General features: G+C 60.4%; 10 protein-coding genes. 3 read left to right on the plus strand and 7 right to left on the minus strand.

The features are described from left to right. The first annotated feature begins 3 nt into the window (after positions 1-3). Both L4G42_RS10355 and L4G42_RS10360 read left to right on the plus strand, forming a co-directional pair. Complete coding sequence (locus L4G42_RS10355) at positions 4-3,138, plus strand: efflux RND transporter permease subunit (protein WP_237250432.1); 3,135 nt, start codon at positions 4-6, stop codon at positions 3,136-3,138. Next, positions 3,135-4,601, plus strand: coding sequence for an AdeC/AdeK/OprM family multidrug efflux complex outer membrane factor (locus L4G42_RS10360; protein WP_237250433.1), 1,467 nt, complete (start codon positions 3,135-3,137; stop codon positions 4,599-4,601). Before L4G42_RS10355 ends, L4G42_RS10360 begins: the two co-directional genes overlap by 4 nt. A 92-nt stretch (positions 4,602-4,693) precedes the next feature. Here the strand turns inward: L4G42_RS10360 and pcaD are convergent, their stop codons facing one another. From pcaD to L4G42_RS10395, 7 genes are all read right to left on the minus strand, one after another. Further along, positions 4,694-5,482 (minus strand): 3-oxoadipate enol-lactonase, encoded by a 789-nt coding sequence (pcaD, locus tag L4G42_RS10365; protein WP_237250434.1) that lies wholly within the window; start codon positions 5,480-5,482, stop codon positions 4,694-4,696. A gap of 87 nt (positions 5,483-5,569) precedes the next feature. Then, a complete protein-coding gene (locus L4G42_RS10370) occupies positions 5,570-6,859 on the minus strand; it encodes an MFS family transporter (RefSeq protein WP_237250435.1) in 1,290 nt (429 codons plus the stop codon). Between the two features lie 169 nt (positions 6,860-7,028). Then, a complete protein-coding gene (pcaF, locus tag L4G42_RS10375; protein WP_237260799.1) occupies positions 7,029-8,231 on the minus strand; it encodes a 3-oxoadipyl-CoA thiolase in 1,203 nt (400 codons plus the stop codon). Beyond that, complete coding sequence (locus L4G42_RS10380) at positions 8,228-8,986, minus strand: CoA-transferase subunit beta (RefSeq protein WP_237250565.1); 759 nt, start codon at positions 8,984-8,986, stop codon at positions 8,228-8,230. Before L4G42_RS10380 ends, pcaF begins: the two co-directional genes overlap by 4 nt. Positions 8,987-9,003: 17 nt before the next feature. Continuing rightward, a complete protein-coding gene (locus tag L4G42_RS10385; protein ID WP_237250437.1) occupies positions 9,004-9,864 on the minus strand; it encodes a CoA transferase subunit A in 861 nt (286 codons plus the stop codon). A 168-nt stretch (positions 9,865-10,032) separates the two neighbouring features. Beyond that, the gene (gene pcaR, locus L4G42_RS10390; RefSeq protein WP_074884784.1) at positions 10,033-10,875 is read right to left on the minus strand and encodes a pca regulon transcriptional regulator PcaR; all 843 of its coding nucleotides are present in this window, start codon (positions 10,873-10,875) and stop codon (positions 10,033-10,035) included. Between the two features lie 480 nt (positions 10,876-11,355). Continuing rightward, positions 11,356-11,574: a hypothetical protein gene (locus L4G42_RS10395; RefSeq protein ID WP_237250438.1), complete on the minus strand. Its 219-nt coding sequence runs from the start codon at positions 11,572-11,574 to the stop codon at positions 11,356-11,358. A 119-nt stretch (positions 11,575-11,693) separates the two neighbouring features. On the opposite strand from L4G42_RS10395, the gene L4G42_RS10400 reads away from it, so the two are divergent. Further along, positions 11,694-11,891: a hypothetical protein gene (locus L4G42_RS10400; protein ID WP_037014498.1), complete on the plus strand. Its 198-nt coding sequence runs from the start codon at positions 11,694-11,696 to the stop codon at positions 11,889-11,891. The last annotated feature ends 19 nt before the right edge of the window (positions 11,892-11,910 follow it).

An 11,910-nucleotide genomic window follows, 5' to 3' on the forward strand; every position in this document is an offset into this window, starting at 1 on the left:
CTCATGTCGAAATTTTTTATCGACCGGCCGATTTTCGCGTGGGTAATTGCCCTCGTGATCATGCTGGTGGGGACGCTTTCGATCCTCAAGCTACCGATCAACCAATACCCGGCCATTGCGCCGCCGGCCATCGCGATCGCCGTGACCTACCCGGGCGCCAACGCGCAAACCGTGCAGGACACCGTGGTTCAGGTGATCGAGCAGCAGCTCAACGGCATCGACAACCTGCGTTATGTGTCATCGGAAAGTAACTCCGACGGCAGCATGACCATCACCGCGACGTTCAACCAGGGTACCAACCCGGACATCGCGCAGGTTCAGGTGCAGAACAAGCTCAACCTCGCCACCCCGCTGCTGCCGCAAGAAGTGCAGCAACAGGGTATCCGCGTGACCAAGGCGGTGAAGAACTTCCTGATGGTCGTCGGTCTGGTGTCCGAAGACGGCAGCATGGGCAAGGAAGACTTGTCCAACTACATCGTGTCGAACATGCAGGACCCGATCTCCCGTACCTCCGGTGTGGGTGACTTCCAGGTCTTCGGTGCCCAGTACGCCATGCGTATCTGGCTCGACCCGGCCAAGCTGAACAACTTCCAGCTGACCCCGGTTGACGTCAAAACGGCCATCACCGCCCAGAACGTTCAGGTGTCTTCCGGCCAGATCGGCGGTCTGCCTGCGCTCAAGGGTCAGCAGCTGAACGCCACGATCATCGGTAAAACCCGTCTGCAGACGGCCGAGCAGTTCGGCAACATTCTGTTGAAGGTCAATCAGGACGGTTCTCAGGTACGCCTCAAAGACGTCGCCAAAGTGGGTCTGGGCGGCGAGAACTACAGCGTCGACGCGCAGTTCAACGGCAAGGCGGCTTCCGGTTTGGCGATCAAGCTGGCGACCGGTGCCAACGCGCTGGACACCGCCAAGGCGATCCGCGCCACGATCTCCCAGCTGGAGCCGTTCTTCCCGCCTGGCATGAAGGTGGTCTACCCGTACGACACCACGCCGGTCGTTGAGGAATCCATCACCGGGGTGGTTCACACCCTGGGTGAAGCGATCATCCTGGTGTTCCTGGTGATGTACCTGTTCCTGCAGAACTTCCGCGCCACCATCATCACCACGATGACCGTGCCGGTGGTATTGCTGGGGACGTTCGGGATCCTCGCCGCCGCCGGCTTCACTATCAACACGCTGACCATGTTCGGGGTGATCCTTGCCATCGGCTTGCTGGTGGACGATGCCATCGTTGTGGTGGAAAACGTCGAGCGGGTCATGGCGGAGGAAAAACTTTCGCCGCGGGACGCCACGATCAAATCCATGGAGCAGATCCAGGGCGCACTGGTCGGTATCGCACTCGTCCTGTGTGCGGTTCTGTTGCCAATGGCGTTCTTCGGCGGCTCCACGGGTGTGATCTACCGGCAGTTCTCGATCACCATCGTTTCGGCGATGGCGCTTTCGGTACTGGTCGCGCTGATCTTCACCCCGGCGTTGTGCTCTACCCTGCTCAAGCCAATCGATCACGAGAAGCACGGGCAGCCGAAACGTGGATTCTTTGGCTGGTTCAACCGTACCTTCGACCGCAGCGTAGTGAGCTACGAGCGCGGCGTCGGCAACATGCTCAAGCACAAGATTCCGGCCTTTATCGTTTACGCGCTGATCGTCTGCGGCACCATCTGGATGTTCACCCGCATTCCGAGCGCGTTCCTGCCGGAAGAAGACCAGGGTGTTATTTTCGCCCAGGTGCAGACACCGCCGGGCTCATCGGCAGAACGTACGCAAACCGTCATCGACAACATGCGTAAGTACCTGCTTGAAGAAGAATCGGGCGCGGTCAACTCGGTGTTCACCGTTAACGGCTTCAACTTTGCCGGTCGCGGTCAGAGCTCCGGTCTGGCGTTCATCATGCTGAAACCGTGGGGTGATCGTGATGCCTCCAACAGCGTGTTCGAGCTGGCCAAACGGGCGCAGCAGCACTTCTTCGGCTTCCGCGACGCAATGACCTTTGCGGTCGTACCGCCTGCGGTACTGGAACTGGGTAACGCCACCGGTTTCGATGTGTACTTGCAGGATCAGGGCGGCGTGGGTCACGCCAAGCTGATGGAAGCGCGTAATCAACTGCTGGGCATGGCGGCACAGAGCAAGATCCTGGCGGGCGTGCGTCCGAACGGTCTGAACGATGAGCCCCAGTATCAACTGGTCATCGATGACGAGCGTGCGCAGGCCTTGGGTCTGAGCCTGTCGGACATTAACACCACGCTGTCCATCGCGATGGGTGGCAACTACGTTAACGACTTCATCGACCGCGGTCGGGTCAAGAAGGTGTACGTGCAGGGCGATGCCAGTGCGCGGATGAAGCCGGAAGACTTGAAGAAGTGGTACGTGCGCAACACTGCCGGCGAAATGGTGCCGTTTGCCTCGTTCGCCACCGGCGAGTGGGCGTTCGGTTCGCCGAAGCTGTCCCGTTACAACGGTGTGCCGGCCGAGGAAGTGCTGGGTACTCCGGCGCCGGGTTACAGCACCGGTGAGGCGATGGCCGAGGTCGAGCAGTTGGCGAAGAAGTTGCCGGCCGGCGTTGGTCTTTCCTGGACGGGTCTGTCCTATGAGGAGCGTCTGTCCGGTTCTCAGGCGCCAGCGCTGTACGCACTGTCCATTTTGATCGTGTTCCTGTGTCTGGCGGCGTTGTATGAAAGCTGGTCGATTCCGATCGCGGTGTTGCTGGTCATCCCGCTTGGGGTTATCGGTGCGCTGATCGCGACGAGCCTGCGCGGCCTGTCCAACGACGTGTTCTTCCAGGTAGGTCTCCTGGTGACAGTAGGTCTGGCGGCGAAAAATGCCATTCTGATCGTCGAGTTCGCCAAGGAGCTGCATGAGCAGGGCAAGGGCATCGTCGATGCAACCATCGAAGCCTGTCGGATGCGTCTGCGGCCCATCGTAATGACGTCCATGGCGTTCATCCTCGGTGTGGTCCCGCTGGCGATTTCCTCGGGCGCCGGTGCCGGTAGCCAGCATTCGATCGGTACAGGCGTGATCGGCGGTATGATCACCGCGGTTATTCTGGCGATCTTCTGGGTACCGTTGTTCTTCGTTTCGATATCCTCGATGTTCAAAGGCAAACAGAAACACACTCCACACGATGAGGCTGGCCAATGAGCAAGTCCCTGATCTCGCTGGCGGTCACCGCGTTCATTCTCGGCGGCTGCTCGTTGATCCCCGATTACAATCAGCCCGCCGCACCGGTGCCCGCTCAGTTTCCGCAAGGTCCGGCGTACTCGCCGGCCCAGGCGGCAAACCAGGCTGCCGCCGAGCAAGGCTGGCGTCAGTTTTTCCATGACCCGGCGCTGCAGCAACTGATTCAGACGTCACTGCAGAACAACCGTGACCTGCGCGTTGCCGCGCTGAACATCGACGCCTACCGCGCCCAGTACCGCATTCAACGTGCGGACCTGTTCCCGGCCGTGGCAGCCTCGGGTAGCGGCACGCGTCAGCGCGTTCCCGGCGACCTGTCGCAGACGGGCGAAGCCAATATCACCAGCCAGTACTCGGTGGGTCTGGGCATCAGTTCCTATGAGCTGGACCTGTTCGGCCGCGTACGCAGCCTGAGTGAGCAGGCGCTGCAAACCTACTTCGCCGGTGAAGAAGGCCGTCGCAGCACGCAGATCAGTCTGGTGGCCAACGTTGCCAACGCCTACCTGACGTGGGAAGCGGATAAAGAGCTGTTGAAACTGACCCAGGACACTCTGGGCGCTTTTGAAGAAAGCTTGCGTCTGACCTCCCGCAGCAGCGAAGTCGGTGTGGCCTCGGCGCTGGATCTGGCGCAGTCGCGCACCTCCGTCGAGAGCGCCCGCGTCAAGCTGGCTCAGTATCAGCGGCTGGTCGCCCAGGACGAGAACAATCTGGTGCTGCTGTTGGGCACCAGTCTGCCGGCCAACCTGCCCGCGTCGAAGCCGTTGAGTGCTGACATGCTCAACGAAATGCCGCCGGGCCTGCCGTCCGAGCTGCTGCAGCGTCGTCCGGACATCTTGCAGGCCGAGTACAACCTGAAAGCCGCCAACGCCAATATCGGCGCCGCACGTGCGGCGTTCTTCCCGAGCATCAGCCTAACGGCCAGTGCCGGTACGGCGAGCGGCGATCTAAGCGGCCTGTTCAAAGGCGGTTCGGGGACGTGGTTGTTCGAGCCGACGATCAATCTGCCGATCTTCAACGCGGGCAGTCTGCGCGCAAGCCTCGACTACTCGAAGATCCAGAAAGACATCGGCGTCGCCAACTACGAGAAGGCGATTCAGACTGCGTTCCAGGAAGTCTCCGACGGTCTGGCCGCGCGCAAGACCTACACCGATCAGCTCAAGGCGCAGACCGATTTCGTCAACGCCAACCAGGACTACTACCGTCTGGCCGAGCGTCGCTATCGCATCGGGATCGACAGCAATCTGACCTTCCTCGACGCCCAGCGTCAGTTGTTCAGCGCGCAACAGTCGTTGATCACAGATCGTCTGTCGCAGCTAAACAGCGAGGTCAATCTGTACCGCGCACTGGGCGGCGGCTGGTACGAACAGACCCCGACCGGCGAGCGTCAGCCGACCGCGGGCGATGTGCCGTCTACCCGCTTGTTCTGATCCAGCGCCCATGAAAAAACCCACCGATTGGTGGGTTTTTTTTTGCTTGTTGCATTGGCAGGTTCAATCAGTACGCGAATATTGCGCAGCGATCACGCCAACAAAAACTCCGTCACGCGCAAGGCAAAGACGTCGCCCAGCTCGACGCTGGACAGGTGCGCGGCGTAATAGTCGGAAAGCTCGCTGCCGTAAATGTGGTTCTGCAGAAAGTGCCCGTCCGCCACCGTGGTGACGGCGTCATGGCTGCCGCAGATGATCAGCGTGGGTACGGTGATCGAACTGACTTCCTTGCGCAGATCGGCATCCCGGACAGCAGCGCAGCACGCGGCGTAACCCAGCGGAGAAGTTGCCGCCAGCACGTCGGTGGTGGGCGTAACCTTGTCGGGGTGCTGGCTGGCAAAGCCGGGGGTAAACCAGCGACCTATAGCGCCGGCGGCCATCTCTTTCATTGCCCGTTCGCCGCCTTTTTCCACTTGCGCGATGCGCGGCGCCCACGTTTCCGTGTCGCCGATCTTCGCGGCGGTGTTGCACAGAACCAGCTTGTGCAGCCGGTCGTTGGCATGGATGCCCAGCCACTGACCGATCAGGCCGCCCATGGACAATCCGCAGAAATGCGCACGGTGGATTTTCAATGCATCGAGCAGCGCCAGCACGTCTCGTCCCAGTTGTTCGATGGTGTAAGGCCCTTGAGTGACGAGGGACTTCCCGTGGCCGCGCGTGTCGTAACGCACGACGCGGAATGACTTGCTCAGCGCCGGAATCTGCGCGTCCCACATCTGCATGTCGGTGCCCAGCGAGTTGGACAGCACCAGCACCGGTGCATCCGCCGGGCCATCGATTTGATAATGCAGCTCACCGTCTTCGAGTTGTACGAACGCCATGGCAGTCGCTCCGTTAAACACGTGGAATAAGTGTGATGAAGATGGACAGCACGCGCCCTGCAAGGACGCGCGCCTCAAGATCCGGGATCAGTGATCTTCGTGCAGGTAAGCCGGCTTCTTCGGCAACCGCAGGCTGAACAGGAAAGCAATCGCCATCATCGCGGTGACGTACCAGTAAAAAGTGTTTTCCATGCCCATGTTCTTCAGGCCCAGTGCCACGTATTCAGCCGAGCCGCCGAAGATCGCGTTGGCCACGGCATAGGCCAGGCCGACGCCCAGCGCACGAACCTGAACAGGAAACATCTCGGCCTTCACCAAGCCGCTGATGGAGGTGTAGAAACTGACGATGGCCAGGGCCAGGGTGATCAGCACGAAAGCCATGATCGGGCTGGTGGTGGTTTTCAACGTCAGCAGCAGCGGCACGGTGCACAGGGTGCCCAGCCCGCCGAACCACAGCATCGAAGCGCGGCGGCCGATCTTGTCCGCGAGCATGCCGAACACCGGCTGCATGCACATGTACAGGAACAGCGCGCCGGTCATGATGTAGCTCGCGACCTTGGCATCCATGTGCACGGTGTTGACCAGGTATTTCTGCATGTAAGTGGTGAACGTGTAGAAAATCAGCGAGCCGCCGGCGGTGTAGCCCAGCACGGTGATGAACGCCGCTTTGTGATCGCGAAACAGCGCAGACATGCTGCCCGCATCTTTGTTCTGACGGACTTCAGCCGTGGTGGTCTCTTTCAGCGACCGGCGCAGCACCAGCGAGATCACCGCAGCAACCGCACCGACCACAAACGGAATCCGCCAGCCGTAGGCTTTCAGCTCGTCGGCACTGAGAAATTGCTGCAGGATGACCACGGTCAACACGGCCAGCAACTGGCCGCCAATCAGCGTCACGTACTGAAACGAAGCGAAAAACCCGCGCTGCCCCCGCAACGCGACTTCGCTCATGTAGGTGGCGGTGGTGCCGTACTCGCCACCCACCGACAGGCCCTGGAACAGGCGCGCCATCAGCAGCAGAAGCGGCGCCCAGGCACCGATGGACGCATACGTGGGCAGGCAGGCGATGACCAGCGAGCCCGCGCACATCATCAGCACGGAAATCATCATCGAGTTCTTGCGGCCGTGCTTGTCGGCCACGCGACCGAACAACCAGCCGCCGATCGGCCGCATCAGAAAGCCCGCGGCGAAGACGCCCGCAGTGTTGAGCAACTGAACAGTCGGGTCATCGGAAGGAAAGAACGCAGGCGCGAAATAGATGGCGCAGAAGGCGTAGACGTAGAAGTCGAACCATTCGACGAGGTTGCCCGACGAGGCGCCCACAATTGCGAAAATCCGCTTGCGCCGCTCTTCTCCGGTGTAGTGAGTCGTTGTCATTATTATCTCCCCAGGTGTTAGTAAGGTCAGTCAGTCTAAGACATAACCTGCAACATTTAGACTTAAGCAGTAACGTTTCGACATCACAAGGACAACCACCCGAGTCAGCAAGTTGCCCCTTTCGTGGAGGCAATCGATGACTCGGGTGGCTGCTCTGCGTGAATGTCGTTTAGCGCTCTATCGCAAGGGCCAGCCCCTGCCCCACGCCGACGCACATTGTTGCCAGCGCTTTGCTGCCTCCGGTTTTCTCCAGTTGATGCAAAGCGGTCAGCACCAGCCGCGCGCCGCTCATGCCCAGCGGATGCCCCAGGGAAATCGACCCGCCGTTGGGATTGACCTTGGGTGAGTCGTCAGCGACGCCCAGTTCACGCAAGACCGCCAGCCCCTGGCTGGCGAACGCTTCGTTCAGCTCGATGACGTCGAAATCACTGACCGCCAGCCCCAGCCGTGCAACCAGCTTGCGCACCGCCGGGACCGGGCCGATGCCCATGACGCGCGGCTCCACGCCGGCACTGGCCATGCCCAACACGCGGGCACGCGGGGTCAGGCCGTGTTTCTTGACTGCTTCGGCGGACGCCAGAATCATCGCCGCCGCGCCGTCGTTCAGGCCCGCGGCGTTGCCGGCCGTGACCGTTTTGCCAGGTCCGTTGACCGGCTTGAGCTTGCCGAGCGCCTCAAGGCTGGTGTCGGCACGGGGGTGCTCGTCGGTGTCGACGACGGTCTCGCCTTTTTTGTGGGCGACGCGCACGGGCACGATCTCCTCGGCGAAGAAGCCCGAGGCCTGAGCCGCCGCGGTGCGCTGCTGGCTGCGCAGGGCAAACGCGTTCTGGTCCTCCCGAGAAATGGCGAAATCCTCAGCGACGTTGTCGCCGGTCTGCGGCATGGTCTCAACGCCGTACCGGTCTTTCATCTGCGGATTGACGAAACGCCAGCCCAGGGTGGTGTCTTCCAGCTTCTGGCCGCGGCCGAATGCCGTGTCGGCCTTGCCCATCACGAACGGCGCGCGGGACATGGACTCGACGCCGCCCGCGATGGCCAGTTCCATCTCACCACAGGCAATGGCGCGGAACGCAGAACCCACTGCGTCCAGGCCAGAAGCACACAAGCGGTTGAGGGTCACACCCGGCACACTGGCAGGTAAACCCGCCAACAGCGCGGCCATACGGGCGACGTTGCGGTTGTCTTCACCGGCCTGATTGGCACAGCCGAGGAACACTTCGTCCAGCTCATTCCAGTTGACTGACGGGTTGCGCTCCATCAGGGCTTTTATGGGCAACGCTGCCAGATCATCCGCCCGAACGGTCGCCAGGGCGCCGCCAAAACGGCCGATGGGGGTGCGTATCGCGTCGCAGATAAAGACGTCACGCATCATGCTTCTCCTGGCGCCTGACCATGGGCCGCAGCGGTCCGCGCTTCGAGATCACGCAGCGCGGTCAGTTCGTCATCGCTCGGTGCGTCGGAACTCACCACGGTGTCGGCAAAACGTACGTCCCAACCGGTGGCGGCGATCACCTGCTCGCGGGTCACGCCGGGGTGCAGCGTGGTCACGACGAATTCGTGGGTGCCCGCTTCCGGTTCCATGATGCACAGGTCAGTGATGATGCCGACCGGCCCGGCGCCTGGCAGGCCGAGACGCTTTCGGGAGTCGCCGCCTTCGCCGTGGCCAACCGAGGTCAGGAAGTCCAGCTTGTTGACGAAGGTGCGCGGCGACTGCTTGAGGATGATCAGCACTTCTTTGGCGGAGCCTGCGATTTCCGGCGCGCCCCCCGCACCCGGCAGGCGCACTTTCGGGTTGTGATAATCGCCGACCACTGTCGTGTTGATGTTGCCAAACCGGTCGACCTGAGCCGCGCCGAGGAACCCGACATCGACCCGACCGCCCTGCAACCAGTAGCGGAAGATCTCGCTGGTGGACACCACCGTGTCAGCGGTTTCCGCCAGCTCACCGTCACCGATGGACAGCGGCAGCACGTCAGGCTTGGCGCCGATTGGCCCTGATTCGTAAATCAGCACTACGTCAGGCGATGAAGTCAGTCGTGCCAGATTGGCCGCTTTGGAGGGTAAGCCAATGCCGACGAAGCACACGGCGCCATCTTTCAATCGACGTGCGGCAGCGACTGTCATCATTTCGCTCGTGGAATAGTTCACTGGTCAGTCTCCGCAACGTGGGCCAGCTTGTTCTTGAACTCGCTGAAATCCCGGGTGCCATGGATGTATTCGTCAATCCAGGCGGTAAACGCCTCACGGTCGCGGGCGATGGCGTCCCACGCCTGATAGAAACGGTTGTCGCGTTCGTAATAGCCGTGGGCGTAGGAAGGATGAGCGCCGCCTGGCACAACGCAAACTGCACTGAGCGCCCAGGTTGGCAGCACGCAGGCGTTCATCGGTGCTTTGAGGTCATCGACAATTTCCTCGACCGTGACGATGCAGCGCCTGGCCGCCAACGCCGCCTCTTTCTGAACCCCGAGAATGCCCCACAGCAGCACGTTGCCTTTGCGGTCAGCCTTCTGCGCATGAATGACCGTAACGTCGGGGCGCACCGCCGGCACCGCGGCCAGCACTTCTCCGGTGAACGGGCACGTCACCGATTTAATCAGCGGGTTGACCTTCGGCAGGTCGGAACCGGCGTAAGCGCGCAGCACCGCGAACGGCAGGCCGGACGCGCCCGCCACATAGGCATTGGCAAGGTCAGCGTGGCTGTGTTCTTCAATCTCCAGGGGCTGCGGCCACTGCCGTTCGACCGCATCGCGAAGGCGGTGCAACGAGCCAACCCCGGGATTACCGCCCCACGAGAAAATCAGCCGTTTCGCACAGCCTGCGCCGATTAGCTGGTCATAGATCAAGTCAGGGGTCATGCGCACCAGCGTCAGATCTTTCTTCTTCTGACGAATGAGCTCGTGTCCAGCTGCTGTAGGAATCAGGTGAGTAAAGCCTTCAAGTGCAACGGTGTCGCCATCGTTGACGAACTGCTTCACGGCCTCGTGGAGGGAAAGAATTGCAGCCATGGGGTGCTCCAGGTTCACAATCGATTGCCGTGCCTCCATAGAGGCGGCGTTGCAAATGAGGTTATGCCTGGGGACGGGACGGAACAATCCGATAACCGACTAAGTGTTCGATCACCGAACAGAGAGTGGTGATTATGAGCCGGCTGTGGTTTTCCGGCCCTTCAGCCATCAGGTAAACAGCTGCGTGCTGAGGTCACGGCTGGCATCCAGCATGATTGGCAGAAATTTCTGCTCCAGCTCGTTGCGCGTCACCCGACCCGCGCTGGTGCTGACATTCAGCGCCGCAAGCACCTGACCCGATGCGTCATAAACCGGCACAGCGATGGAACGCAAACCCTGCTCCAGTTCCTGATCGACAATGCACCAGCCCTGTTGCCGCACTTGCTGCAAGCATTCGAGCAAGGCTTCGGGGGTGCGCAAGGTGCGGCTGGTTTTGGGTTGCAGATCGACATGGTCGAGGTATTCCTGCAACGACACATCGTCCAGCGCCGCCAGGAGAATTCGCCCCATGGACGTGCAGTACGCCGGCAAACGCCCACCCACTGCCAGATCCACGGAGATCAATCGCTGAGTCGTGGCGGAGCGCGCTATATAAAGAATGTCATCGCCTTCCAGCGTGGCCATGTTGCAGGCCTCGTGCAGCCGATCACTCATGCGGTCCAGATATGGCTGCGACGAGACCGCCAAGGGTGTGGACGACAAATAGGCATGGCCGAGCGTCAGCACTTTCGGCAGCAGTGAGTACGTGCGGCCGTCAGTGGTGGCGTAACCCAGCTTGATCAGTGTGTGCAGGCAACGACGAACCGCTGCCCTGGGAATTTCCGTACGGTGGCTGATTTGCGCAATGGTCAGGTGCCGCTTGCGCTCTTGAAACGCGTGAATGACGGCCAAGCCTCGCGCCAGAGAGGTCATGAAGTCAGGATCACCGGTGAGCGCCTGAATCCTTTTAGCAGGAGACGCAACAATCGGCGGCGCGAGTGACGTGAAAGAATTACGCAGTTGATCGTTCATGCTGGCACCGTTCGTCGTGGCCGCGAAAGCCTTGTAGAACGCCACTCTCGCCTGTTTTTGAACGTACGGCAAGGCGGCTTTGGGCGATTATCGAACGAGTGGGCGATAATCGCAATTGACCGGCCGCCCGGTTGCTTATACCTTTCACATGCCATATGAGGCTTCTTGGCACTACTGGTCAGGTACCCACTGAGAAGTCCCAGGCACGGCCTTGCTAACCCAAGGCCGTTTTTGTCTCTGCCCCCCGCATTTATTTGTGAGCGTATAAATACACATCGACTGTTCGTGCCTTCATAACCCGTGAATTTACGTCGTCAGAAAACTGCCTGTAGCGTTAAACATTTGACTCGCCAAGTTCCGTCATAAATCGGACTGTGCAACTTAGGAACATTCGTACATAAAAAAGGTACAAATCCTCAGTTGTCCGACTGCGACAGTGTCGACAGTTGACTCGCCTGCCCATCTTCGCGATAGTGGCCGTCATTGAAGCCCAATAACGCTATCGCGTGGTTTAATCCCCCGCCCCATCTGGCATGGATCCAAACTCACGCAAGCATTGCTCGACTCGATTGCAATGCTCAGCGACGGCAGGCCAATACCGTGGTCATCGCCATCTTGCAGGCAGTCAATAAAGAATGTTGCTACGACAGTTTTGTCATTCTGGTGCACGTAGCCGCCCGTGGTTGAAGTGTGAATCATCCTGCGCAGTGCTCCTGCCCGATGATTATTCCTGATCCGATACATTGCGATCGTCAGGTCCGACACTTTCAGACCCGGCGTCATCACCGGGATTAAACTCGACCCGATCAGGTATTAACGTGACCAAAGATGAACTGCGCGCAGAATTAGAGCGCCAGGAACAACGTTACAAGGAAGTTTACGGCGGCGAAGTGACAACATACGCTGCCCAGCCCGAGCCGGAGCGCAAGCCTTGGCGGAAACGGGCCAGCCTGCTCGACCAGGCTTTCAAGCAAGAGCTGCAAAAGATGGAAGAAGAACTCAAGGAAGAGCCTTGAGCCGCTCGCTTGCCTGTCG

It is taken from the genome of Pseudomonas petrae, from assembly GCF_021728295.1.
Classification (GTDB): Bacteria; Pseudomonadota; Gammaproteobacteria; order Pseudomonadales; family Pseudomonadaceae; genus Aquipseudomonas; species Aquipseudomonas petrae.